The sequence below is a fragment of the Fodinicurvata sediminis DSM 21159 genome, assembly GCF_000420625.1.
Classification (GTDB): Bacteria; Pseudomonadota; Alphaproteobacteria; order Kiloniellales; family DSM-21159; genus Fodinicurvata; species Fodinicurvata sediminis.
This window is the reverse complement of record NZ_ATVH01000013.1, coordinates 20,212-44,810: the sequence shown is the minus strand read 5'-3', so window position 1 is coordinate 44,810 and position 24,599 is coordinate 20,212. Positions and strand designations below refer to the sequence as shown.

At 64.0% G+C, this 24,599-nt stretch carries 25 protein-coding genes, 1 tRNA gene and 1 pseudogene; 5 read left to right on the top strand and 22 right to left on the bottom strand.

Annotation, left to right across the window (positions count from 1 at the left end; all coding sequences use genetic code 11):
- Window positions 1-88 precede the first annotated feature (88 nt).
- The 3 genes from carB to G502_RS0105195 all read right to left on the bottom strand — a co-directional run bounded on the left by carB (window position 89) and on the right by G502_RS0105195 (window position 4,614).
- The gene (gene carB / locus G502_RS0105205) at window positions 89-3,349 is read right to left on the bottom strand and encodes a carbamoyl-phosphate synthase large subunit (protein ID WP_026989094.1); all 3,261 of its coding nucleotides are present in this window, start codon (window positions 3,347-3,349) and stop codon (window positions 89-91) included.
- A 166-nt stretch (window positions 3,350-3,515) separates the two neighbouring features.
- Entirely contained in the window at window positions 3,516-4,514 is a 999-nt protein-coding gene (dgcA, locus tag G502_RS0105200; protein ID WP_022727600.1) for an N-acetyl-D-Glu racemase DgcA, read from the bottom strand.
- Between the two features lie 26 nt (window positions 4,515-4,540).
- Window positions 4,541-4,614 (bottom strand) — tRNA-Gly (locus G502_RS0105195).
- Window positions 4,615-4,790: 176 nt separating this feature from the next.
- On the opposite strand from G502_RS0105195, the gene apaG reads away from it, so the two are divergent.
- The 3 genes from apaG to G502_RS0105180 all read left to right on the top strand — a co-directional run bounded on the left by apaG (window position 4,791) and on the right by G502_RS0105180 (window position 7,497).
- Entirely contained in the window at window positions 4,791-5,183 is a 393-nt protein-coding gene (apaG, locus tag G502_RS0105190) for a Co2+/Mg2+ efflux facilitator ApaG/CorD (protein WP_026989092.1), read from the top strand.
- A 150-nt stretch (window positions 5,184-5,333) separates the two neighbouring features.
- Complete coding sequence (gene folE, locus G502_RS0105185; protein ID WP_169513649.1) at window positions 5,334-5,963, top strand: GTP cyclohydrolase I FolE; 630 nt, start codon at window positions 5,334-5,336, stop codon at window positions 5,961-5,963.
- An 88-nt stretch (window positions 5,964-6,051) separates the two neighbouring features.
- Complete coding sequence (locus tag G502_RS0105180; protein ID WP_022727597.1) at window positions 6,052-7,497, top strand: TrkH family potassium uptake protein; 1,446 nt, start codon at window positions 6,052-6,054, stop codon at window positions 7,495-7,497.
- A gap of 6 nt (window positions 7,498-7,503) precedes the next feature.
- On the opposite strand, the gene G502_RS0105175 is transcribed toward G502_RS0105180, so the two are convergent.
- The 8 genes and pseudogenes from G502_RS0105175 to wrbA form a co-directional block, all read right to left on the bottom strand.
- Window positions 7,504-8,076 (bottom strand): hypothetical protein, encoded by a 573-nt coding sequence (locus tag G502_RS0105175; RefSeq protein ID WP_022727596.1) that lies wholly within the window; start codon window positions 8,074-8,076, stop codon window positions 7,504-7,506.
- On the bottom strand, window positions 8,073-9,224 hold the full coding sequence (gene dapE / locus G502_RS0105170) for a succinyl-diaminopimelate desuccinylase (RefSeq protein ID WP_022727595.1): 1,152 nt from the start codon (window positions 9,222-9,224) through the stop codon (window positions 8,073-8,075). Before dapE ends, G502_RS0105175 begins: the two co-directional genes overlap by 4 nt.
- Before the next feature lie 14 nt (window positions 9,225-9,238).
- On the bottom strand, window positions 9,239-10,099 hold the full coding sequence (gene dapD, locus G502_RS0105165) for a 2,3,4,5-tetrahydropyridine-2,6-dicarboxylate N-succinyltransferase (protein WP_022727594.1): 861 nt from the start codon (window positions 10,097-10,099) through the stop codon (window positions 9,239-9,241).
- A gap of 126 nt (window positions 10,100-10,225) precedes the next feature.
- A complete protein-coding gene (locus tag G502_RS18730; RefSeq protein ID WP_051152072.1) occupies window positions 10,226-10,918 on the bottom strand; it encodes a pyrimidine 5'-nucleotidase in 693 nt (230 codons plus the stop codon).
- Between the two features lie 406 nt (window positions 10,919-11,324).
- A complete protein-coding gene (locus G502_RS0105155) occupies window positions 11,325-12,296 on the bottom strand; it encodes a glutathione S-transferase family protein (RefSeq protein ID WP_022727592.1) in 972 nt (323 codons plus the stop codon).
- A 40-nt stretch (window positions 12,297-12,336) separates the two neighbouring features.
- Window positions 12,337-12,639: a pirin family protein gene (locus tag G502_RS22930; protein WP_437123810.1), complete on the bottom strand. Its 303-nt coding sequence runs from the start codon at window positions 12,637-12,639 to the stop codon at window positions 12,337-12,339.
- An 87-nt stretch (window positions 12,640-12,726) separates the two neighbouring features.
- A pseudogene (locus tag G502_RS22925) lies at window positions 12,727-13,068 on the bottom strand (pirin family protein); the annotation flags it as partial.
- Between the two features lie 29 nt (window positions 13,069-13,097).
- Complete coding sequence (gene wrbA / locus G502_RS0105145) at window positions 13,098-13,703, bottom strand: NAD(P)H:quinone oxidoreductase (RefSeq protein WP_026989090.1); 606 nt, start codon at window positions 13,701-13,703, stop codon at window positions 13,098-13,100.
- A gap of 155 nt (window positions 13,704-13,858) precedes the next feature.
- Here wrbA and G502_RS0105140 point away from each other — a divergent pair, with 155 nt between their 5' ends.
- Both G502_RS0105140 and G502_RS0105135 read left to right on the top strand, forming a co-directional pair.
- Window positions 13,859-14,791: a LysR family transcriptional regulator gene (locus G502_RS0105140; RefSeq protein ID WP_022727590.1), complete on the top strand. Its 933-nt coding sequence runs from the start codon at window positions 13,859-13,861 to the stop codon at window positions 14,789-14,791.
- A 235-nt stretch (window positions 14,792-15,026) separates the two neighbouring features.
- On the top strand, window positions 15,027-15,575 hold the full coding sequence (locus G502_RS0105135) for a GNAT family N-acetyltransferase (protein WP_022727589.1): 549 nt from the start codon (window positions 15,027-15,029) through the stop codon (window positions 15,573-15,575).
- A 19-nt stretch (window positions 15,576-15,594) separates the two neighbouring features.
- Here the strand turns inward: G502_RS0105135 and G502_RS0105130 are convergent, their stop codons facing one another.
- The 11 genes from G502_RS0105130 to ihfB all read right to left on the bottom strand — a co-directional run bounded on the left by G502_RS0105130 (window position 15,595) and on the right by ihfB (window position 24,594).
- Window positions 15,595-16,071, bottom strand: a complete 477-nt coding sequence (locus tag G502_RS0105130; RefSeq protein WP_022727588.1) for a TspO/MBR family protein — start codon at window positions 16,069-16,071, stop codon at window positions 15,595-15,597.
- Entirely contained in the window at window positions 16,071-17,381 is a 1,311-nt protein-coding gene (locus G502_RS0105125; protein ID WP_022727587.1) for a bifunctional folylpolyglutamate synthase/dihydrofolate synthase, read from the bottom strand. Before G502_RS0105125 ends, G502_RS0105130 begins: the two co-directional genes overlap by 1 nt.
- On the bottom strand, window positions 17,365-18,393 hold the full coding sequence (accD, locus tag G502_RS0105120) for an acetyl-CoA carboxylase, carboxyltransferase subunit beta (protein WP_022727586.1): 1,029 nt from the start codon (window positions 18,391-18,393) through the stop codon (window positions 17,365-17,367). The genes G502_RS0105125 and accD overlap by 17 nt, the downstream gene beginning before the upstream one ends.
- Window positions 18,390-19,235 (bottom strand): tryptophan synthase subunit alpha, encoded by an 846-nt coding sequence (gene trpA, locus G502_RS0105115; protein WP_022727585.1) that lies wholly within the window; start codon window positions 19,233-19,235, stop codon window positions 18,390-18,392. Before trpA ends, accD begins: the two co-directional genes overlap by 4 nt.
- Window positions 19,232-20,446: a tryptophan synthase subunit beta gene (trpB, locus tag G502_RS0105110; protein WP_022727584.1), complete on the bottom strand. Its 1,215-nt coding sequence runs from the start codon at window positions 20,444-20,446 to the stop codon at window positions 19,232-19,234. The genes trpA and trpB overlap by 4 nt, the downstream gene beginning before the upstream one ends.
- 184 nt (window positions 20,447-20,630) lie before the next feature.
- Window positions 20,631-21,281 carry a phosphoribosylanthranilate isomerase gene (locus G502_RS0105105; RefSeq protein WP_022727583.1) on the bottom strand — a complete coding sequence of 217 codons (651 nt, stop codon included), beginning with the start codon at window positions 21,279-21,281 and terminating at the stop codon, window positions 20,631-20,633.
- Complete coding sequence (locus G502_RS0105100) at window positions 21,278-22,075, bottom strand: hypothetical protein (protein ID WP_155957798.1); 798 nt, start codon at window positions 22,073-22,075, stop codon at window positions 21,278-21,280. Before G502_RS0105100 ends, G502_RS0105105 begins: the two co-directional genes overlap by 4 nt.
- Before the next feature lie 89 nt (window positions 22,076-22,164).
- A complete protein-coding gene (gene pyrF / locus G502_RS0105095) occupies window positions 22,165-22,881 on the bottom strand; it encodes an orotidine-5'-phosphate decarboxylase (RefSeq protein ID WP_022727581.1) in 717 nt (238 codons plus the stop codon).
- 62 nt (window positions 22,882-22,943) lie between these two features.
- The gene (gene lhpI / locus G502_RS0105090) at window positions 22,944-23,882 is read right to left on the bottom strand and encodes a bifunctional Delta(1)-pyrroline-2-carboxylate/Delta(1)-piperideine-2-carboxylate reductase (protein WP_022727580.1); all 939 of its coding nucleotides are present in this window, start codon (window positions 23,880-23,882) and stop codon (window positions 22,944-22,946) included.
- 36 nt (window positions 23,883-23,918) lie between these two features.
- Entirely contained in the window at window positions 23,919-24,260 is a 342-nt protein-coding gene (locus G502_RS18720) for a LapA family protein (protein WP_162140947.1), read from the bottom strand.
- Window positions 24,261-24,315: 55 nt separating this feature from the next.
- Window positions 24,316-24,594: an integration host factor subunit beta gene (ihfB, locus tag G502_RS0105080; RefSeq protein WP_022727578.1), complete on the bottom strand. Its 279-nt coding sequence runs from the start codon at window positions 24,592-24,594 to the stop codon at window positions 24,316-24,318.
- Window positions 24,595-24,599 lie beyond the last annotated feature (5 nt).

Here is a 24,599-nt window from a genome sequence, read left to right as displayed (position 1 = left end):
TGGAAAACCTCCACTGGCCCCGCCGGGCAATCTGCCCCGCAGGGGTGATGACTCGCTGTTTCGGCCGGTTTCGGAGTTCCCGAAGCCCCTAGAACGATCCCTTAAAGTACGATTGCAAGGGGGCAACTTCAAGATGACCGGTGCGCGCCGCTTCAATTGCCTGCACGGCAGCTTCGGCCCCGGCCATGGTGGTGTAATAGGGAATCTGGTTGGTCAGGGCCGTCCGGCGCAGCGAGAAGGAATCCGCGATGGCCTTGCGTGTGGCCGTGGTGTTGAAGACCAGCTGGATGTCACCATCGATCATACGATCCACCACATGCGGCCGGCCTTCGCGCACCTTCTGTACCCTTTCCACTTTCAGCCCACGCTCTTCCAGCCAGGTGGCCGTGCCGCTGGTGGCCACGATATCAAAGCCCAGCGCGATCAACTTGCTGGCCAGTTCGGCGCTCAGGGGCTTGTCCTCGTCACGTACGGAAACGAAGACCTTGCCGCTTTGCGGCAGCTTCACGCCGGCGCCCTGCTGCGCCTTCAGGAAGGCCCGGGCGAAATCGCGGTCGATCCCCATGACCTCACCAGTCGATTTCATCTCGGGGCCCAGGACAACGTCGATACCCGGGAAGCGGGCAAAGGGGAAGACCGCTTCCTTGACGGCCACGTGGTTGCGTTTTGAACGCTCCAGATTGAACTGCTCCAGATCCGCGCCGGCCATGACCCGGGCAGCCACCTTGGCCACGGGCACGCCGGTCGCCTTGGCCACGAAGGGCACGGTCCGGCTGGCGCGCGGATTGACTTCCAGGATATAGATATCCCGGTCCTGCACCGCGAACTGGACGTTCATCAGGCCGACCACATCCAGCCCGCGGGCCAGTTCGGCGGTCTGGCGCTCGATCTCGGCAATCAGTGCGTCATCCAGCGTATAGGGCGGCAGCGAGCAGGCCGAATCGCCGGAGTGGATGCCGGCTTCCTCGATATGCTCCATGATACCCGCCACATAGACCTGGTCTCCGTCGCAGATGGCATCCACGTCGATCTCGGTCGCCTCGCGCAGGTAGCTGTCAATCAGCACAGGGTTGCTGCCCGAGACCTTCACCGCATTGCGGATATAGTTCCGCAGCTCCGCCTCGTCATGAACGATCTCCATGGCGCGCCCTCCGAGGACGTAGGAAGGGCGCAGCAAAACCGGATAGCCGATCTGGTCTGCCCAGCGCACGGCTTCCTCGAGCGTACGTGCGGTGCCATTGGCCGGCTGCTTCAGGTCCAGCTTGCCCAGCAGCTGCTGGAAGCGATGGCGGTCCTCGGCCAGGTCGATGGCATCGGGCGAGGTGCCGAGAATGGGCACGCCCGCCGTTTCCAGGGCCTGGGCCAGCTTCAGGGGCGTCTGACCACCGAACTGGACGATCACGCCGCAGAGGCGGCCGCGGCTCTGCTCCTTGCGGGCAATGGCGATCACGTCCTCCTCGGTCAGCGGCTCGAAGTAGAGCCGGTCCGAGGTGTCGTAGTCGGTGGAGACCGTTTCCGGGTTGCAGTTGACCATGATGGTCTCGTACCCGGCGTCCTTCAGGGCATAGGCGGCATGGACGCAGCAGTAGTCGAACTCGATGCCCTGCCCGATGCGGTTGGGACCACCGCCCAGGATCATGATCTTGTCGGCGGCGCTGACGTCGGATTCGCACTCGGCCGTATGACCGTCACCGCCCTCGTAAGTCGCGTACATGTAAGAGGTCTGTGCCGGGAATTCGCCGGCACAGGTGTCGATCCGCTTGTAGACCGGGCGGATCTCCATATCCTCGCGAAGGGCCGTGACCTGGGGACGGCCCTGGCCGGTGATCTCGCCCAGGCGCGCATCGGAAAAGCCCTTGCGCTTCAGGCTCAGCAGGCCGGCGGCATCGTCGGGCAGGCCGCTCCGGCGCAGCTGCTCCTCGTCGCGCACCAGATCGGCAATCTGGGCCAGGAACCAGGGATCGATATGGGTGGCGCGATGCACCTCTTCTTCGTGCAGGCCGTAGCGGAAGGCCTGGGCGACAGCCAGCACCCGCTCCGGAATCGACTTGGTCAGGTGGGTCAGGATGGCTTCGCGGTCTATCTTGCCGTCTTCGGTGACGGCACCGGGAATTTCGACTTCGTTGAGCCCGGTGAGGCCGGTCTCCATGGAGCGCAGGGCCTTCTGGAAGGATTCCTGGAAGCAGCGGCCGATGGCCATGGCCTCGCCGACGGACTTCATCGAGGTGCTCAACAGGGCCTCGGTTCCGGCGAACTTCTCGAAGGTGAAGCGCGGGATCTTGGTGACCACGTAGTCGATGGTCGGCTCGAAGGAGGCCGGTGTCACCTTGGTGATGTCGTTCTGCAGCTCGTCCAGGTGATAGCCCACGGCCAGCTTTGCCGCGATCTTGGCGATCGGGAAACCGGTTGCCTTCGAGGCCAGTGCACTGGACCGCGAGACGCGGGGGTTCATCTCGATGACCACCATCTCGCCGGTTTCGGGATTGACCGCGAACTGCACGTTGGACCCGCCGGTGTCCACCCCGATTTCGCGCAGGCAGGCAATCGAGGCATTGCGCATCAGCTGGTATTCCTTGTCGGTCAGCGTCAGCGCCGGTGCGACTGTTATGGAATCCCCGGTGTGGATGCCCATGGGGTCGATGTTCTCGATGGCGCAGATGATGATGCAGTTGTCCGCATTGTCGCGGACCACCTCCATCTCGTATTCCTTCCAGCCAAGGACCGACTGCTCGATCAGCACCTCGTTGGTGGGGCTGGCGCGCAGACCGTTCTTGACGATCTCCTCGAATTCTTCGCGGTTGTAGGCGATGCCGCCGCCGGTTCCGCCCAGGGTGAAGGAGGGGCGTATGATGGCCGGCAGGCCGACCAGATCCAGGGCGTCCAGGGCCTCGTCATAGCTGTTGATCATGCGCGAGGCGGGGCTTTTCAGGCCGATGGCATCCATGGCCTCGCGAAAGCGCTGGCGGTCCTCGGCCTTGTCGATGACATCGGCATCCGCTCCGATCATCTCTACGCCGTACTTCTGGAGTACGCCGTACTCGTACAGCTTCAGCGAGGCATTGAGCGCTGTCTGTCCGCCCATAGTGGGCAGCAGGGCATCGGGGCGCTCGCGCTCGATGACGCGCTCCAGGAATTCCGGCGTGATCGGCTCGACATAGGTGGCGTCGGCCAGACCGGGATCGGTCATGATGGTCGCCGGATTGGAGTTCACCAGGATGACCCGATACCCCTCCTCCTTCAGTGCCTTGCAGGCCTGGGCGCCGGAGTAGTCGAACTCACAGGCCTGGCCGATGATGATGGGGCCGGCCCCGACGATGAGAATGGATTGGATGTCTGTTCTTTTCGGCATGCGCGCACTCGAAAGCTGCGCCGTGTTGTCACGGCGCGAGGACAATGGATCTGAAGACTGTCTGCTGAAGCAGGCTATGTGCCAGAAGACACCCCGAAAGGAAAGGCCTTAAGCCGGCGCGGTGGCATGAAAGACGCTTTTGATCGCTGTCCGGCCGTTCTCCGGCTCATCCCCAAAGGGCATGAGGCGGCGGCAGGATTCGGCTGCCCTCGAAGACCAGGCCGGGTGAGCAGTCCTTGCTGAGCAGCAGCGGGCCATCCAGGTCGACGATCTCGGCGCCCTGGCCCACAAGCATGGCCGGTGCCATGGCCAGCGAAGAGGCCAGCATGCAGCCCACCATGATCTCGAATCCATCGGCCCGTGCCTTTTCGCGCAATGCGAGCGCTTCGCTGAGGCCGCCGGTCTTGTCCAGCTTGATGTTCACCATGTCGTACTTGCCCCGCAGATCGGGCAGGGAGGCCGTGTCATGGCAGGACTCGTCCGCACAGACCCGGACAGGACGCGGCAGGTTGCGCAGTACGGAATCCTGCTCTGCCGGGAAAGGCTGCTCGATCATGTAGACCTGCAGGGCGGCCAGTTCGTCCACCAGCGCGTGGTAATCCTCGGCCGACCAGCCTTCATTGGCATCGACGATCAGGCGGCTGTCCGGGGCATTGGCGCGCACGGCGCGCACGCGTTCCAGGTCGCCTTCGCCGCCGGCCAGCTTCAGCTTCAACAGGGGCCGCGCGGCATTGTTCGCGGCGGCATGGCCCATGGCATCGGGGCTGTCCAGGGACAGGGTGTAAGCGGTGGTGACGGCCTCGGGCTCCGCCAGCTCGCAGAGCTTCCAGACGGCCGTTCCGCTCTTCTTGGCTTCCAGGTCCCAGAAAGCGCAGTCAAGGGCGTTGCGCGCCGCGCCGGCCGGCAAGGCTTTCTGAACGGCCTGGATATTCGCGATCTCACCTGCCGCAAGCGCGGGGGTCAGGGCTTCGAGCTGTTCGGTGACGGAGTCCAGGCTTTCGTCGTAGCGGGCATAGGGCACGCATTCGCCACGCCCGCGCACGCCGTCCTCGAAAAGCTCGGCAATGACCACTTCGGCGGCGGACTTGCTGCCACGCGAGATTCGGAAGCTGCCGCGGATGGGCCAGGAAGCACGATGGGTATGGAGGGTGATGGAGCGAGTCATGGCCGGCTTTCAGGAAAGAGGAAAACTGGAGCGGGTGAGGGGAATCGAACCCCCGTCGTCAGCTTGGGAAGCTGCTGCTCTACCATTGAGCTACACCCGCAGCGCACCATCTTGGAAGAGCTACAACAAGATTGGGCGAAAGGCAACGATAGAGCGGTGTTGACGGGTGGTGCAGCACACCCCCTTCATTCTGCCGTATCAGATGCCCACTTGCGCAAACAGGCATGAAAGGTCATGCCTGTGGCAAAGCGATGCCGAGCAATGGAAGCGATAGCCATGTACAGCCAGACGACAGGTACCATCACGGTTTCCGTCACGCCACATTTCATCGAGGAGCAGTCGGCCCCGGACCAGAACCACTATGTCTGGGCCTATCACGTGACCATCAGCAACGAGGGCACGGAGACGGTGCAACTGCTGAACCGCTATTGGCAGATCACCGATGCCAACGGTCATGTCGAGGAGGTGCGCGGCCCCGGTGTGGTGGGAGAACAGCCGGTTCTCGAGCCGGACGCCAGCTACGAGTATACCAGCGGCGCGCCCCTGGCCACGCCCAGTGGCATCATGGTCGGCAGCTATGAAATGGTGACCCGGGACGGCGAGCGGTTCGAGGTCGCGATTCCGGCCTTTTCCCTGGACAGTCCCTATGAGCAGATGCAGGTCAATTGACTTGCCCTCTCCAAAAGCCTGTAATCCTTTCAGCGTTTCTGTGCGTATATCCGGCGTATCTGAACCAGATATCCGTCCAGCCTGCCACTAGAAGTATACAAGGGCAGGTTCCATGCTGTGCCAAGGAGTGAGTGCGTGAACAGCAGCCAGATTTCCCGGGTCAAGGAAGCCGATGGCGATTTGACCGTCACACCCAGCCGTCCCACGCGTGCAGAGGCGGAGAAGGCGGTGGAAACCCTGATCCGCTGGGCCGGGGATGATCCTGCACGTGAAGGCCTGAAGGACACCCCGCAAAGGGTGGTGCGCTCCTATGAGGAGTTCTTCTCGGGCTACGAGCTGGATCCCATGGAAATCCTGGGCCGCACCTTCGAGGAGACCGATGGGTATGACGAGATGGTCCTGTTGAAGGACATCGATTTCGAGTCCCATTGCGAGCACCACATGGTGCCGATCATCGGCCGGGCGCACGTGGCCTATCTGCCCAAGCGCCGCGTCGTGGGAATCAGCAAGCTGGCCCGCGTGGTCGAGGCCTATGCCAAGCGCCTGCAGATCCAGGAGAAGATGACGGCTCAGATCGCCAACATCATCCAGGATGTGTTGGAACCACGCGGTGTGGCCGTTGTGGTCGAGGCCGAGCACCAGTGCATGACCACACGCGGCGTGCACAAGCCCGGCGTGGGCATGGTGACCAGCCGCATGCTGGGGGCCTTTCGGAACAACACGGACACCCGGCGCGAGTTCCTGTCGCTGGTCGGTCTGCCCCGGACCCATTCCGGTTGAATCCCGATTCCATTCCAGGCTGACAATTCGTGGCGAGCGGCTTACGATGCCGGCGAGTGTTCTTTGCGGTTTGTCTTCAGGATAGCGCATGCTTGACCTGCGGCCGGTATTCTTCGTCAACGGCCTGATCCTTTCCGTCCTGGCCCTGGCCATGATTCTGCCGGCTCTGGTGGACCTGGGCGATGGCAGTCCCGACTGGCAGGTCTTCGCAGCGACCTCGGCGCTCACGCTTTTCGTCGGCATAAGCCTGATCCTGACCACGCGCAGCAACTGGCGGGAAATGGGGCTGCGCCAGGCCTTCCTGATGACCACCATGATCTGGCTCGTGATCGCGATCTTCGGCGCCCTGCCGTTTACCTTTACCTCCGCAGGGCTCAGCTATACTGACGCCTTCTTTGAATCCATGTCGGGAATCACGACCACCGGTGCCACGGTGATGAGCGGCCTGGATGAGACGTCACGCGGCATCCTGATCTGGCGCGCCCTGCTGCAATGGCTGGGGGGTATCGGTATCATTGTCACGGCCATCTCGATTCTGCCGATGTTGCGGGTGGGCGGTATGCAGCTCTTCCGCATCGAAGCCTTCGACACCGACAAGGTCCTGCCGCGCGCCGCCCAGATCGCGGGCGAAATCCTGCTGATCTACATGGGCTTCACGCTGCTGGCGGCACTGGTCTACTGGTTTCTGGGCATGAGCGGGTTCGACTCCATAGCGCATGCCTTCACCTCGATCGCCACAGGCGGCTATTCCACCCATGACGACTCCATAGGCCATTACGATTCGGCCGCCCTGGACTATGCTGTCAGCGGCGCCATGATTCTGGGCAGCATTCCCTTCGTGCTTTACGTTCGGGCGATGCACGGCAACCTGTCGACTTTGCTGCACGACTCGCAGGTCCGCACCATGCTGGGGATCATGGCGGTCTCCATCCTGTCGCTTGCGGCCTATCTGTTCCTGGAATCGGGCCTGGCGCCCCTGGAAGCCCTGCGCTTTACCACCTTCAACGCCATATCGATCATGACCGGCACAGGCTATGCGACGGCGGCTTTCGATCTGTGGGGCGGATTCGCCCTGGCCGTGTTCTTCCTGCTGATGTTCATCGGCGGCTGTGCCGGCTCCACATCCTGCGGCATCAAGGTCTTCCGTTTCCAGATCCTCTCTGCCACGGCCCGCACCCAGTTGAAACGCCTGATGCAGCCCAACGGCATCTTCATTGCCCGCTACAACGGACAGCCCATCACCGAGCAGGTCTCCCTGTCGGTCATGAGCTTCTTTTTCCTCTATATCGCCAGCTTTGCCGTTCTAGCGGCGGTGCTGGGCTGGACAGGTCTGGACTTCATTACGTCGCTGTCGGGTGCGGCCACTGCGATTTCGAACGTGGGCCCCGGCCTCGGGGAGACCATCGGGCCGGCCTCGACCTTCGCCAGCCTGCCCGATGCGGCGAAGTGGATGCTGGCGGCCGGGATGATCCTCGGCCGTCTGGAGCTTTTCACCGTCCTGATTCTCTTCACACCGCATTTCTGGCGCGGCTGAGGCGCATCAGTTCAGCAGCGCGCTGTCGGCCCAGACGGTGATGACGACTCCGAGGAAGAAATCCAGGAAAACCAGGGCAGAGGCGGTGCCCCAGCCCACCTGCAGGGCCTGGCGTGCCACAAAGCCGTGATAGACCAGCACGGCCAGCAGGACGACGAAGGTCAGGCCGACCGACAGGTTGCCGGGCAGCAGCAGTCCCACGAAAGTGGCCGCGGCAAAGACCAGGGTCTGGACCACGCGGATCCAGTTGAAGGCGGTGATGTAGTGGAAATAGTGCGCATCTCGGTCAAGCTGCTGGCAGAGGCTATCCATGATCACGGGATAGAGCGTCCAGGAGATGACATAGGCGGGCAGCTGTATGGACAGGATGGCGGGCCAGCCGGCGGTGATCTCCAGTTCCTGCACATGCAGTTGCAGCAGGATCAGCCAGACGGGCAGGACGATGACGGCCGCGAAGAAGGACTTGATGAAGTCCGTGGCGCTGTTGCCCAGGAAGGACAGGCCCTGCGGATCGAACCGTGCCAGGCGCCAACTGCCGTAGAGGGCCTGGAGGATTTCACCCAGGGCCGGCGGCTTCACGTGAAGTAACCCTGCAGGATCCGGTGGTAGATGCGTGCCAGGTTCTCCAGGTCCGCGGCCGGTGTGCGTTCATCGATCTTGTGCATGGTCTGACCGACCAGGCCGAACTCGGCAACCTGGCAATAGTCCTTGATGAAACGCGCGTCCGAGGTGCCTCCGGTCGTGGAAAGCTCGGGCCGGCGACCGGTTTCCGCCTCGACCGCGTTGGCGATCAGTTCGCTGAAGGGCCCCGGCGGACAGAGGAAGGATTCCCCGGACAGCTTGATCTGCAGGTCATAGTCCCCGCCCACGCGGTCGAGCGTTTCGCGCAGCCAGGACTCCAGCGCTGCCCCGCTGTGCAGGTCGTTGAAGCGAATGTTGAAGGTTGCCCTTGCTTCGCCGGGAATGACGTTGGTGGCCGGGTTGCCGACGTCGACGGTGGTGACCTGGAGGGTCGAGGCCTGGAAGTGCTCGCTGCCCTGGTCCAGAGGCGCGGCCGTCAGGGCCGAGAGCATGGTGACCAGCCGATGGACAGGGTTGTCCGCCAGGTGCGGATAGGCGGTGTGCCCCTGAACCCCGCGGACGGTTAGCCAGCCGCTCATGCTGCCGCGCCGGCCGATCTTGATCATGTCCCCCAATTCACCGGGGTTGGTGGGCTCGCCCACCAGACAGGCGTCCAGCTTTTCGCCTTGTTCGGCCAGCCACTGGAGAACCTTGCGGGTGCCGTTGATGGAGGGGCCTTCCTCGTCGCCGGTGATCAGCAGGCTGAGGGAGCCGGTGGGCGCGCCCTGTTCGCGCAGATAGGCCGATACGGCGGCGACGAAGGCGGCCACCGCCCCCTTCATGTCCGAGGCGCCGCGCCCGAAGACCATGCCGTCGCGCAGCTCGCCCGAGAAGGGATCGCAGCTCCAGGCCTCCGGATCGCCGGTTGGCACCACGTCGGTGTGTCCGGCAAAGCAGATGTTTGGTGCCGCGGTGCCCAGGCGGGCATAGAGGTTGTCGACGTCCGGCGTCCCATCCTCGGAGAAGACCAGGCGGTGGCAGGTGAAGCCCAGAGCTTCCAGCTCCGCCTGCAACAGGTCCAATGCGCCACCCTCGGCAGGTGTCACGCTGGGACAGCGGATCAGCCGCTGGGTCAGTTCGACGGGATCCAGGACGCCGGTCGTCATGGCAGCCTCTTGTCTCAGGTGCGCAGCAACTCGTTGATCGAGGTCTTCGCGCGTGTGCCTTCATCCACGCGCTTGACGATCACGGCGCAGTAGAGGCTTGGGCCGGGCGAGCCGTCCGGCAGGGGCTTGCCGGGCATGGAGCCGGGCACCACCACCGAATAGGAGGGGACCTCGCCGCGGAACTTCTCGCCGGTTTCGCGATTGATGATGGTCGTGGATGCGCCGAGATAGACGCCCATGGAGAGCACCGAGCCCTCGCGCACGATCACGCCCTCGGCCACTTCGGAGCGCGCGCCGATGAAGACGCCGTCCTCGATGACCACCGGGTTGGCCTGCAGCGGCTCAAGCACGCCGCCGATACCGGCACCGCCGGAGATGTGGCAATTCTTCCCGATCTGGGCGCAGGAACCGATGGTGGCCCAGGTGTCCACCATGGTGCCGCTGTCCACATAGGCGCCCAGGTTGACGAAGGAGGGCATGAGCACGACGTCCGGCGCAATGTGGGCCGAGCGGCGCACCGTGCAATTCGGCACGGCGCGGAAACCCGCTTCGCGGAAATGCTCTTCGGTCCAGCCGGCAAACTTCGAGGGGACCTTGTCGAACCAGACCGCCTCGCCGTGGTTCACGTCACGCGGGCCGCCCGGCATGACGGTCATGTCGTTCAGGCGAAAGGACAGGAGCACGGCCTTCTTCAGCCACTGGTTGACATGCCATTCGCCGTCCTCGTGCCGTTCTGCAACCCGGAATCGGCCGTTGTCGAGGCCTTCCAGGGCCAGTTCGACGCCATCGCGGACGACGCCTTCGGTCTTGGGGCTGATCTTGTCGCGCTCTTCCCAGGCGTTCTCGATGACGCTCTTCAGGTCTTCTGTCTGCATTGTCTTGACGTCTCTGCTCACGGGTTGGGCCAGGCGGCCGGTTGATCGGGCGCGGCAGAAGATGCGGCAGGCCCCGGGTCAAGTCAATCGCTCCGGCGGGGTTCCGTGACAGCTCGAGAGTCGCGTTCAGTCCTTCTGCAGGGCTTCCAGCCAACTGGCCAGGTCCTCGGTGTGATGATGGATGTAGTCGCCATCATCGGGCGGTGCGCTCCAGTTGGCCTCGTGCCGCACCCAGACGGTGGTCATGCCGCGGGCATGGGCGGGCTTCAAGTTGCGGGCCGAGTCCTCGAAGAAGACGGTGCGCTCGGCGGCCAGGCCGTGGTTATCCAGAATTTGGTCATAGGGACCTTCATCGGGCTTGGGCACGAAATCTGCTGCCCGGATATCGAAAATGGCCTCGAAATGATGGGTCAGTGCCAGGCGTTCCAGGACCCGCTCGGCGTGGCCGGTATCGGCATTCGTGAAGATCACCTTGCGGCCCGGAAGGGCGGAGAGGGCGGCATCCAGCCGCGGGTTGGCCTCCAGTCCCGACAGATCGATGTCATGGACGAAGTCCAGATAGTCGTCCGGCGTGATGGCGTGCTCCGTCATCAGGCCGCGCAGGGTGGTTCCGTGGGAATGGAAGAAAGACTTCTGCATGCGCCGCGCCTCTTCCGCGGACAGGCCGAAGCGCTGCTCGATGAACAGCCCCATGCGGCGATCGATCTGGTCGAACAGGCGGCAGGAAGCCGGATAGAGCGTGTTGTCCAGGTCGAACAACCATGTTTCAACCTGACGCGGATGCGGCGGCGGGGTCTGGGGAGCGTCTTTCGTCTGCATGGCAGAGAAGGTGGCGCAAAGGAGCGGCGGGGGCAAGGGCCAGACAGCCGTTCTCGCCCTTCAACCGCGTATCACCGACGCGCCTGGAGGCACGTTCTCGTGAATCTCGTGGCAGGGCCCGGGAGGAGGCTGTTGACCCGCCGGCCGGTCAGGGTGCCAGATCCGGCACTCGCCCGGCGGCGGCATGTGGCCATAGGGCACACGATCTTCGGCCCAGCCCCCGGAGCTCCCGCAGCCCACAAGGAGGAATACGGACGCCACACAGGCCAGCTGTAGACTGGTTTTCCCTATTCCTGTAAGTGCCATCAAATACGATCCCGTCCTGTTCCAGGTTGTATCTGAGGTAAGCCTACTGCAGATCGCGGCCTGCCCGCATCGGTCAATTTCCGGGCGGGCGCCAGTTCCCTCAACCCCGCCCGTGCGGTGTCGTGTAGTCGAGGACCGGGCCTTTGGGCACCACGCCGGTGGGATTGATCATGTCGTGACTGACGTAATAGTGGTGCTTGATGTGGTGCAGGTCCACCGTCTCGGCCACGCCGGGCATCTGGTGGAGTTCGCGGGTGTAGGCCCAGAGATTGGGATAATCCACGATGCGGTGCAGGTTGCACTTGAAGTGGCCGACATAGACCGGGTCGAAGCGGATCAGGGTCGTGAACAGCCGCCAGTCGGCCTCGCTCAGGTGATCGCCCACCAGGTAGCGGTTCCGCGACAGGCGCTCTTCCAGCCAGTCGAGGCTTTCGAACAGCGGAACCACTGCTTCCTCGTAGGCCTGTTGCGTGGTGGCGAAGCCCGACTTGTAGACGCCGTTGTTCACAGTGTCGTAGACGCGTGCGTTCACGGCGTCGATTTCCTCGCGCAGCTCCGGCGGGTAGAAGTCGTGATCGACGTCGGTGTAGTCCTGGAAGGCCGTATTCAGCATGCGGATGATCTCGGCCGATTCGTTGCTGACGATGGTGCCCTTCTTCTTGTCCCAGAGGGTCGGAACGGTCACGCGCCCGGTGTAATCCGGCTTGGCCTTGGTATAGAGCTGGTGCAGGTAGTCGAAGTCGAACAGCGGGTCGCCCGTTGCGCCGTCCTCTTCACGGAACTCCCAGCCATTCTCGCCCATGTACCAGTGCACGACGGACACGGGCAGCAGGTCTTCGAGTTTCTTCAGCTTGCGGAAAATCAGGACGCGGTGCGCCCAGGGACAGGCCAGCGAAACATAGAGGTGATAGCGGTCGGGTTCGGCCTGGAAACCGCCTTCACCTGACGGGCCGGGGCTGCCATCGGCAGTGATCCAGTTGCGGAACGCACTGGCATCACGCTCGAAGCGGCCACCATGCTTGTCCGTATCGTACCACTTGTCGTGCCATTGACCGTCGATCAACAGTCCCATTGTCTTTCCTTTCCTTGTTCGCCGGCGTGTCCCGCGCCGCTTACTGTGCGGTGGGCAGGTCGGCCAGCAGCACTTCTCTGTCTTCCCGGGCCGTGAGTTTCACCCGGGGAGTTGCGGAAATGACCGCCCCGTCGCGGGCTTTCAGAGTTTCGCGGCCCCCGACTGTATCCCCGGTGTCATCCTCGACGTCCACCTGCCCCGTGGCCAGGACCATGTAAGCCTGCCGGTCGGGTTCGAGTGTTATCTCCAGCTCCTGCCCGGCCTGCAACAGGCTGCCGAACAGGGTGGCGTCCTGATGGATTTCCAGGGCGTCTGCATGTCCGCGGCCCGAAGCCAGCGGCACCAGTTCGCCGGCCCGCTCCGCCCGCGGGAAACTGCGTGTTTCCCAGCGCGGCCGCAGGCGGGCCTGGTCCGGCAGGATCCAGATCTGGAACAGTGTGGTCGGCCTGTCTTCGTAGTTGTATTCGGCATGCAGGATGCCCTTTCCCGCGGACATGACCTGAACATCGCCTGCCTCGGTGCGTTCCGCGTTGCCCAGGTGGTCCTAGTGAGTGATCGCACCTTCGCGGACGTAGGTGATGATCTCCATGTCGCGGTGGCCGTGCATGTCGAACCCCCGGCCCGGCGCGACGGTGTCGTCGTTCCAGACGCGCAGGGGACCGACCCCCATGCGGGAGGGATCATGATAGTTCGCGAAGCTGAAGTGATAGTTCGCGTCCAGCCAAGTGGTCTCGAAATGGCCCAGCTTCTCGAAAGGGCGTGCCTCAATCATGACCGCATCTCCTCGTAAGCCGGCTTGGTTCAGCCGTGCAGCTTCTGGGCAATCTCGGTTACGTGGCGGCCCTGAAAGCGTGCGATGTCCAGTTCGTTTTCGCTGGGCAGACGGCTGCCGTCGCCATCCGTTATGGTGCTGGCTCCGTAAGGTGTGCCGCCAGTGATTTCCTTCATGTTGTTCAGCCCGGAATGGCTGTAAGGTACGCCAACAATGACCATGCCATGATGTATGAGCGTGGTATGGATCGAAGTCAGCGTGGTTTCCTGGCCGCCATGCTGGCTGGCGGTGGAGGTGAAGGCGCTGCCCACCTTGCCGATCAGCGAACCGTTGAACCAGAGCCCGCCGGTTTGGTCCCAGAGGTTGCGCATCTGGCTGGTCATGTTGCCGAAGCGTGTGGGTGTGCCGACAATGATCGCGTCGTAGTTTTCCAACTCGCTGACATCCTGCAGGACATCGCCGGCCTGATCGATCTTGTAGCCCGATTTTTCGCGAACCTCTTCCGGCACCAGTTCCGGAACACGCTTCAGGCTGACGTCGGCGCCGTCCACCTGCTTGACCCCTTCGGCAACCGCCTGGGCCATGGTTTCGATGTGGCCGTAACTTGAATAGTAGAGAACGAGGACCTTGGTCATTGCTGTCTCCATGCGTTGAGGTGAAATCCCGTGCCGCTGTCTTGAACGGCTGCCTTTATTATATGTTTGTTTCCCTAGGTGTGATAAGAGCGTAAAAATTCAATTCATCGTTTCTCCAGGAGAAACTTGCTTCGATTCAACAGGCGGTTTGAGCAATGTTTGACTTCCTGTCTTCCATGGCAGTTTTCGTGAATGTGGTCGAAAGCGGCAGCTTTTCCGCAGCGGCTCGCAACCTCAATCTTTCCAAATCCGCCGTGTCCAAGACGATCTCGCGCCTGGAGGAGGGGCTGGGGACGCGGCTGCTGAATCGCACCACGCGCAAGTTGTCCCTGACCGAGGCCGGCCGCAGCTACTACGAGGGCTGCCGGCGGATGCTCAACGAGGCAGAGGCCGCCAACCAGGCCGTCCATCGGCTGTCGGACGCGCCGCGCGGTACGCTTCGCGTCAACCTGCCCATGTCCTTCGGCACCCTGCAGGTGGCCCCCCTTCTGCCCGACTTCCTGGAGCGCTATCCGGAGATCGATCTGGATGCCGCCTTTGACGATCGCCCGGTGGACCTGGTCGAAGAGGGCTATGACCTGGCAATCCGGATCGGAGTCCTGTCGGATTCCAGCCTGATCGCCCGCCGACTGGCCCCGAACCGGCGCGTGCTCTGTGCGGCGCCAAGCTATATCGCGGAACAGGGCGCGCCCCAGAGTCCCGAAGCCCTGGCGGCACATTCCTGCCTGCTTTATAGCTATCAGGCCTCGGGCGACAGTTGGCGCATGATCGGTCCCGACGGCGAACGCCGGGTCCGGGTCAGCGGACGCTTGCGCCTGAACAATGGAGAGGCCATCCGGGCGGCCGCCGTAGCCGGCCTGGGCATTGCCTACCTGCCGACCTTCATTGCCGGCGCGGACCTGCAGACCGGGCAGCTTGTGCCGGTCCTGCCGGACTGGATGGACGATGGGCTGGGGGCCGTTCATGCCGTCTATCCAGCCGGCCGCCACCTTTCGCCCAAGGTCCGGGTCTTCATTGATTACCTGGCGGAGCATTTCGGCAAGGAGCCGAGTTGGGACCAGGCTCTGCGGGAAGCCTGCAAAGAGTAGGCTTCTGTGCCGCACGCAAGGCTGTCCTGTTCGCCTTTCGGTGGATTCCGCAAAAACACCGTGCTATATGACGAAAAGTCACGCCGTTACGGAAGCCAAGAAGATAGCGAGATGACACGTACGTTCGAACGACGAAGAGCGAGCCGGTGAACAACCGGCGGGACCCAGCGGCGCCAGGTGGTGCGCGTTGTGGCATGCCCCTGTCTTCTTCAGAGTTTCGAACGGATTGCCTCAAATGACCTATCAATTCATGCCCGAACGGCCTTCAGACGGCCCACTGATCGATCCACTGCTCGACCGGACCTTTGGTCTCGAGCGTCATGGCAAGACGGTCTATCGCCTGCGTGAGGACATACGGCCTGTCGAGACGCTGTCCTATGTGGCCGTGCATGAGGATGACAGCCTGCTGGCCTCCATCCGCTACTGGCCGATCCGCATCGCGCAGATGCCTGCGATCCTTCTGGGGCCGCTGGCCGTGGAACCGGCCCAGCAGGGCCGCGGGATCGGCAAGGGGCTGGTCTATCACAGCCTGACGGAAGCACGGAAACAGGGGTACAGCATCTGCGTTGTCGTGGGCGACCCCGGCTATTACGTGCCCTTCGGTTTCCAACCTGCCGTCAGCTATGGACTGATCCTGCCGGGTCCTGTGGACCCGCCGCGTTTCCAGGTGCTGGAGCTGAAACCCGGAGCCCTGGATGGTGTCCAGGGGCTGATCGGGCGTGAGGAGAACGCGGCCCTGTCCGCCGGGGGAGAGGACCAGGACAGCGTCCGCCAGGTTTCCTGAAACGGCCTGTGGGCCGGGCTCAGTTCAGCCGCCAGATCTCGAACGTCAGAGCGATCGCATAGCCGGTCCAGAGCAGGTAGGGCACGAGCAGCCAGGCCGCCGCCCGGCTGTGACGATCGAAGGCCACCAGGGTGGCAACCAGCACCAGCAGCAGAACGATGGCCTCCAGCAAGGCCAACCCCGGGCTGCGCATGCCAAAGAACAGGAAGGTCCAGAGCAGGTTGAGCGCCAGCTGCAGGCCCCAGAGGCCCAGGGCGCCGCGGCTCCTGCGCCAGCCGCCCCGGCACCAGACCAGCCAGGCGGCTACGGCCATCATGATGTAGATCAGGGTCCAGACAATGGGAAAGGCCAGGTCCGGCGGCGTGAAGGCGGGTTTCACGAGACCAGGATACCAGCTTTCCAGTGCGGCCCCCGTGGGCAGGCTGCCGATCTGGCCGACCGCAAGGGTCAGGACCAGGAAGCCCGCCAGGGCCAGCCATTTGCGTCGTGCCTGCATCAGACCCTTTCCCCTTCGTTCTGCCTGAGCACTTCACCGGCCAGGTAGAGCGATCCGCAGATCAGTATGCGTCCCGGTTGCGCACTGCAGTGTACCAGATCCTGCAGGGCCTGGGAGAGGCTTGCGGCCGGTGCGGCTTGAAAGCCGCAGGCGCGGGCATGGTGGGCCGCCTCGTTGGCGCTCAGGGAATTGGGTTCGCCCGGAATTTCCACGGCGCGAAGCTGCCGGACCAGAGGAGACAGGGGGTCCAGGAAGGCCGCGGCCGTCTTGCTGTTCAACATGCCATAGACCAGGTCCAGGGGCTTGGTTTCCGCGCTTTCGGGCCAGTCCTTCAGGGCGCAGGCCAGAGCCTGTCCGGCAGCGGCATTGTGCCCCCCATCCAGCCAGAGTTCCCAGCCCTGCGGCAGGGTGTCGGGCAGGGTCCCTGCGCTCAGGTGCTGCAGGCGGGCCGGCCAGTTGGCTTTCCTCAGTCCCTGGCCGACAAAAGCGGGGTCCGGCAGGAAGCTGTCCAGCTTCTGGGCGGCGGCCAGGGCCAGGCCGGCATTCTGGACCTGGTGTGGGCCGAGCAGGCCCGGCAGCGGCCAGCGTGTCTCGCCGGAGGACTGGCGGAAGAGGATCTCGTTGCCCTGTCGCTCCACCTCGAAGTCGCGTCCCTGGATGATGAGTGGTGCGCCGACCTCCTGGGCTTTCTCCTGGATGGCCTGCAGGGCTTCGGGAGGCTGCAGGCCTATGATGGCCGGTACGCCGGACTTCAGGATACCGGCTTTTTCCCGGGCGATCTTCTCCAGGCTGTCGCCCAGGTACTGCATGTGATCCATGGAGATCGGGGTGATGAGGGTCAATTCCGGGCGCGCGATGACATTGGTGGCATCCAGGCGGCCGCCCAGTCCCACCTCCAGCAGCAGGATGTCCGCCGGCCGGCGCGCGAAGGCCAGGAAGGCCGCAGCCGTCGTGACCTCGAAGAAGGTGATGGGCGCTTCGCCGTTGGCGGCTTCGCATTCCTCGAGCAGCGCCAGAAGCTCGGGCTCGGAAATCAATTCGCCGGCCAGGCGGATGCGCTCATGGAAGCGCGCCAGGTGCGGCGAGGTGTAGACATGCACGGCGCGACCGCTTTCCTCCAGCATGCCGCGCAGCATGGCCAGGACCGAGCCCTTGCCGTTGGTGCCGGCCACATGGACGACGGGAGGAAGCTGCCGCTCGGGATGGCCGATCGCAGCGAGCAGACTCTCTACCCGGCCCAGCGAGAGATCGATGATCTTGGGATGCAGCCGATTCAGACGCGCCAGGACGGCGTCACTGTTCTGTGACACGCTCCGCCTCTGGCTTGGACGCCTTCTTCTCGGAGGGTTTCTCGTCCTTTGCGGCGGCCTTATCCATCTCCGAAGTGCTGCCGGACTTGGTGGTGCCGGATGCAGCCGCCTTGGAAGCGGCTTTCTTGCCCTTGCCGGACGCGGGCAGAGCCTCGCCCAACAGGGGCTCGCGAAGCAGCTTCAGGACACGACCCAGCGTTTCCTGAAGCTCACCGCGCGGCACGACCATGTCCAGCATGCCGTGCTCCAGCAGGTATTCGGCCCGCTGGAATCCGGGCGGCAGGGTTTCGCGGATCGTCTCCTCGATGACGCGGGCACCGGCAAAGCCGATGACGGCGCCGGGCTCGGCAATCTGAATGTCGCCCAGCATGGCGAAGGAGGCCGAGACACCACCCGTCGTCGGATCGGTCAGGAGCACGATGTAGGGCAGGTTCTTTTCCTTCACCATCTCTACCGCAATGACGCTGCGCGGCAGCTGCATCAGGGACAGAATGCCTTCCTGCATGCGCGCACCGCCGGAGGAGGGAATGGTGATGAGTGCTGCGTCCTTTTCAACGGCCAGCTTCGCGGCCGCCAGCAGGCCTTCGCCCACGGCCACGCCCATGGACCCCCCCATGAAGGAAAAGTCGAAGATGGCCGTCACGGCCTTCTGGCCGCCAATGGTGCCGTGGGCCACCTGGATGGCATCCTGCTGTCCGGTCTTGGAGCGTGCCTTCTTCAGGCGTTCGCTGTAGCGCTCGCGGTCACGGAACTTCAGGGGGTCCTGGATGGTATCCGGCAAATCGATGCGGCTGTACTTGCCCTCGTCGAACAGCAGATTCATGCGCGTGGCGGGGCCTATGCGCATATGATGGCCGCAGTTCGGGCAGACGCGCAGCTGCTCCTCCAACTCGCGGTGGAAGATCATGTGCTCGCAGGCCGGGCACTTTTCCCAGAGGTTGTCGGGAACCTCGTTCTTGGAAGAAACCAGCGCCTGAAGTTTCGGGCGCACATAGTTCGTGATCCAGTTCATCGATCCAGTCCCGTTCGCAGATTGCGCACCAGCTCCGTGACGTTGTCGACCAGGTCCGCTGTGGCCTTGCCATTGTCGTCCAGGCTTTCGGCGATGCGTTCGACGATCGCCGAGCCCACGACAGCGGCATCCGCCACCTTGCCGATGGCAGCGGCATGCTCCGGAGTGCGGATGCCGAAACCGACGGCCACGGGCAGCTTGCTGTGGCGTTTGATGCGTTCGATGGCGGCGCCCACTTCCTCGGTTGCCGCGGCGCGTGTCCCGGTTATGCCCAGGATGGACACGTAGTAGAGGAAGCCGCTGGTGTGCTCCAGCACCTTGGGCAGACGCTTGTCATCGGTGGTCGGCGTGGCCAGGCGAATCCAGTGCAGGCCGGCCTGTATGGCGGGCAGGCAGAGTTCGCGGTCCTCTTCCGGCGGCAGGTCGACGATGATCAGGCCATCGACGCCGGCTTCGCTGGCCAGCGTCAGGAACTTCTCGACACCCATGTGATGAATGGGGTTGTAGTAACCCATCAGTATGACCGGTGTCTTGCTGTCCTCGGCCCGGAAGCGCCGCACAATCTCAAGTGTCTTGGCCAGCGTGATGCCGTTCCTGAGCGCGCGCTGGGAACTGGCCTGGATGGCCGGACCGTCCGCCATGGGATCAGAGAACGGCATCCCGACCTCGATCAGGTCGGCGCCGGCTTCCGGCAGGGACCGCAGAAGCTGATAGGTGGTTTCGGCGTCGGGGTCCCCGGCCGTGATGAAGGTGACCAGCCCGGCGCGCCCTTCCTGCTTCAGTTCGGCAAAGCGGGCGTCGACGCGGCTTTCGGCTATCTGGACGGAGGTCGCGGTGCTCACAGTTCCACCCCCAGCTTCTCGGCGACGGCAAAGATATCCTTGTCCCCGCGTCCGCAGAGATTGACCACCAGCAGGTGGTTGCGCGGCAACTCGGGGGCGACCTTGATCACCTGGGCCAGGGCATGGCTCGGCTCCAGGGCCGGGATGATGCCTTCCGTGGCGGTGCAGAGCTTGAAAGCCTCCAGCGCCTCGTCGTCGGTGACGGCGGCGTATTCGACCCGGCCGCTTTCATGCAGCCAGGAGTGCTCTGGCCCGATTCCGGGATAGTCGAGGCCGGCCGAAATGGAATAGGCGTCGATGATCTGGCCATCGTCGTCCTGCAGCAGATAGGTGCGGTTGCCGTGAAGCACCCCGGGCTCGCCGCCGTTGAGGGAAGCGGCGTGCTCGCCGCTGTCCAGGCCGTGTCCGGCGGCTTCGACCCCGATCATCTTCACGTCCGGTTCGTCCAGGAAGGGATGGAACAGGCCGATGGCGTTGGAGCCGCCGCCGATGCAGGCCACCAGGGTATCCGGCAGGCGTCCCTCGGCCTGCAGGATCTGCTCGCGCGCCTCGCGCCCGATGACCGACTGGAAATCACGCACCATGGCGGGATAGGGGTGCGGACCGGCCGCTGTGCCGATGATATAGAAGGTGCTGTCCACATTGGCGACCCAGTCGCGCAGGGCCTCGTTCATGGCATCCTTCAGGGTGCCGGTGCCGCTTTCCACGGGAATGACCTCGGCACCCAACAGCTTCATGCGGAAGACGTTGGGCGCCTGCCGCTTCATGTCGGTGGCGCCCATGTAGACCACACAGGGCAGATTGAAGCGAGCGCAGACCGTTGCCGTGGCCACGCCGTGCTGGCCGGCGCCGGTTTCCGCGATGATGCGCGTCTTTCCCATGCGCCGCGCCAGCAGGATCTGGCCCAGCGTGTTGTTGATCTTGTGCGCGCCGGTATGATTGAGCTCGTCGCGCTTGAAGTAGATCCGCGCGCCGCCCAGGTACTCGCTCAGCCGCTCGGCATGGTAAAGTGGGCTGGGACGGCCCACGTAATGCTGCGCGAAGTATTCGATTTCGCGCTTGAATTCGGGATCGGCACTCGCCTCGTTATAGGCGTGCTCAACCTCGAGCACCAAAGGCATGAGGGTTTCGGCGACGAAGCGCCCGCCGAATTTTCCGAAGTGGCCAAATTCATCCGGCCCGGATCTGTAGGTGTTGAGCGGTTTGGTCATTCTGACTGTCTGTAAAACGAGTTCAAGAGCGAGCCGGGACCCTGTCCCGTCCGGCCGACACAAGGTCGGAAGATAGGCCTGCACTCTGCCCCATTACGCCCTCAGCCGCAACGCCAGAAGCCGCGGTTTGCAGCTTGTCGGTCCCACATTCTGCCGGAGCGATTCTCTCCGGCCGTGATCGGCTCTAGAGGCTGCGTGCCTTCTCGAGAAATCTGCGGATGAGATCGGGGTTCTTCTGTCCGGGACTGTCCTCCACGCCGGAGGAGACATCGACGGCTGGGGCCCGGCTGATGGAGACGGCTTCCGCCAGGTTGTCGGGGTTCAAGCCGCCCGAGAGCATCCAGGGCAGTCGCCCCGTCCGGCCGGACAGCAGCCGCCAGTCGAAGGCCAGCGCATTGCCGCCCGGCAAGGCATTGGTCATGGATTTCGGGGCCTTGGCGTCGAAGAGGATCATGTCGGCGGCCGCCTCGTAGCCGGCCACCTGCTCCAGGTCCGCGTGCTGTGCCACCTTAACGGCCTTCATCACCGTACGTCCGTGACGGCTGCGGATCTCCGCCACACGCTTGGGGGTTTCGCCGCCGTGCAGCTGGATCATGTCCAGGGGCACCTGCTGCAGGATCTCGTCGAGCTGGCTGTCGTCCGGATCGACGAACAGGCCGACCTTCAGCAGGCCTTCCGGCAGGCGGTGGGCCAGCGAGGCAGCCTGTGCCTTGTCCACGGAGCGGGGGCTGGGCGGATAGAAGACCAGCCCGACGTAGCGCGCGCCATGGCGGGCCGCAGCATCGGCCGCCTCGGGCGAATTGACTCCGCAGATCTTGACCTCGGGTCGGCTCATGTCGTGCTCCTCTCCACACGCAGCGCCCAACCGGTACGCCGGGCAAAGACCACGGAGAGCACGGTGGCGGCTACGGACAGCGAGACATAGTTTGCCACGGCCGCGAAGACAATGCCCGGCATGGACAGGCCGGCGCCCTGTTCAAGGGACAGCAGCAGGAAGTTGATCAGGCTCAATCCCAGGTCCACCGGCAGGATGGTGATCAGCAGCAGGCCGCAGAAGGGCAGCAGGATGCCCTTGGCCTCCTGCACGGCGCGCAGGTAGCTGTAGCCCGTTCCCAGCGCGGCCGCCGGTAGAACGAACGAGAAGGCAACCGCCACCACCAGTCCGGCAAGGATGCCCAGGACCAGTCCCGGTCCCAGCGCCGGCAAGCCGCTGGCGGTCCCTGCAAAGCCGCCAAAGGCCATGAGAGACAAGACGACGACGCCGGAGATCATGAAGAACAGGCCCACGGCGCGGAAGAAGAACCGCAGTTCGCGGCCGCGCCAGGTGGGAATGTAATCCTGGCGTCCGCCCGGCGCGGCGATGAACCAGTAGCGATAGACGGCCACCGAGAACCAGACCGACAGGAACAGATCCACCCCCAGGATGAAGAAGCTGGCCGGGCCGCCCAGTCCCATCAGGGTGAAGGCGCCGGCGAGGCCAAAGCTGATCAGAATCGGCAGCAGGGCCAGCTCGGCCAGCTGGCGCCAGTGCGTCTTCAGCAGGGCAATGACCTGCGGCAAGGCCTGGCCCAGGGCCAGTGGCTGCAGGGGCCGCTGGTCCGGCAGGCTGGTGAAGTCGAATTCTTCCATGGGGTCAACTATTTCTTCGCGCAGGGCCAGCGTCACGGAAAAAGTGCAAGGGGCGATTCATTTCCGCGCACGTGCTGATGATGCGGCCTTCAGGCCAGGTCCTCCGAAAGGCGCTGCAGGGCTTCCAGAGGATCGCGCGCCGCCGTGATCGGGCGTCCGATGACCAGGCGGTCGGCCCCGGCATCCAGGGCTTCACGGGGGGTCAGGGTGCGCTTCTGGTCGCCGCTGACCGCCCAGTCCGGACGAATGCCCGGGACCACAAGGCGGAAATCGGGGCCGCAGTGATGACGCAGGTCCCCGATCTCGCGCGGGCTGCAGACCACACCGTCCAGGCCGCAGTCCTGGGCCAGCCTGGCCAGGCGGACCACCTGGTCCAGAACCGGACCTGTCTGTCCCACGGCCTGCAGGTCTTGATCATCCAGGCTGGTCAGAACGGTGACTGCGACGACCCAGGGCGTTGGCATTTCCTGCCGTTCTGCTGCCTCGCGCGCCGCTTCGGCCGCAGCCCGCATCATGGCCGGGCCGCCCGAGGCGTGGACATTCACGATGGATGGGCGCAGTTGCAGGCTGCTGCGTATGGCGCCCGCAACGGTGTTGGGGATGTCGTGGAACTTCAGGTCCAGAAACAGGGGGAACTGGTCGGTGACTTCACGCGTGCCGATCGGGCCATGCGCGGTGAAGAACTCCTTGCCGATCTTGTAGCCCGCCGTGCGCGGGCCCTGGCCCAGCGTGCGCACGAGTTGTCGCGCCCGAAGCGGATCCGCCGTGTCGAGGGCAATGAAAACAGACTCCAGTCCGTCCGTCATGACAGGGTCTCGCTGTGGGGACCGGGACAGGTCAAAGGGCCTGTCCTGGCCGCTCGGGTTTTTCAGGCCAGGCGCTGCAGCACCTGTTGCGCGGCGGCATAGTCCTCGAGGGCCGTGCCCACGGACTTGAAGAGGGTCCGTTCATCCTCCGAACGGCGGCCCGGCGATTCGCCCCGCGCCAGTTCGAAGAGATCGGCAACCACATCGGACTTGCTGATGGTTCCGGCCTCCAGCGGCTGAACGAGGTCGCCGCCTTCCTTGAGCGCGCCCGCGTGGGTGTCGACGAAGATGCGGCAACCCTTGACGGCGGCATCGTCGGTCTCGCGCATGTCCGGCTTGAAGGCGCCCACCAGGTCCAGGTGCTGGCCCGGCTGCATCCAGTCGCCGCGAACGAGCGGTTCACGGCTGAGCGTGGCGCAGGAGATGACATCGGCCCATTCGACGCCGGTCTGCAGATCCTCGACCGCTTCGACCTTCATTTCATCGCTGCCCAGGTCATCGGCCAGCCGCGCGGCCTTGTCCGGATTCCGGCCCCAGATCCTGACCTCCCGGATGGGGCGGACACTGGCATGGGCTTCGATCAGGTGCGGTGCCAGGGCCCCGGTGCCAACCATCAGCAGGCGGCTGCTGTCCTTGCGGGCCAGGAAATGCGCCCCCAGTCCCGAAGCCGCCGCGGTTCGGCGCACCGTCAGCATCTGGCCGTCGATCATGGCTTCCGGTTCGCCCGTGACCTCGTTCATCAGCAGATAGACGCCCATGATGGCCGGCAGGCCGCGCTCGGCGTTGCCCGGGGTGACGCGCACGATCTTGATGCCGGTGGGGCCGTTCGTGTCCCAGGCCGGCATCAACAGCAGGGTCGCATCCTGCTCGCCCGGACGGGGAATGGAGTGATGATGGCGCACCGGCACTTCGGCATCGCCGGCAAAGGCCTCTTCCAAGGTGCGGACCAGCGCGGGGAAGTCCAGGCTGTTGCGCGTCTCTTCCGCGGATACCATGCGCATCGGGCGGATGTCTCCTTCCAGTCCAGTCGAGCTTGTCTAGCGGTTGGTGGTGTCCGAGGCGGACAGTTTCTGCGAACTGCCGGCGGGGGTGCTGTCACGTCCGCGGCGCAGGTCTTCGAGCTGGCGTTCAAGCGAACGTATCTGTTCGTTCTGGCGGCGTTTCTGGCGGCGGCGTGCGGCCTGTGCGGAAAACCAGGTCAGCAGCCCGCCGATCAGGAAGCCTACGAACAGCGCGATCAGGATGACCAGGAACAGGGGCGCCTGCAGTTCAATGCCGAGGGGCCAGATCAGCACATCCACGTTCTGCCGGTTCACCACGGCAAAGACGACGCCTATGACGAGCAGGGGGATGGAAATGATCCAGCTCAAAAGCTTCACGGTCAATCTACCTTGTTCTGGGATGCGCACCCACGGAGTTTCGAAGGACGCGCAATCACTCGTTCAGCCGCTCGCGCAACTGCTTTCCGGTCTTGAAATAGGGAACGGACTTGGCCTCGACCTGGACCGCCTCGCCCGTGCGCGGATTCCGTCCAACTCGGGAATCGCGCTTCTTGGTGGAAAAGGCACCGAACCCGCGCAGCTCGACCCGATCTCCGTGCGAGAGGGCCTCGGCAATTTCCTCGAAGATCGTGCTGACGATGCGTTCGACGTCGCGATGATAGAGATGCGGATTCATCTCCGCTATGCGTTGGATCAGCTCGGATTTTGTCATGCTTC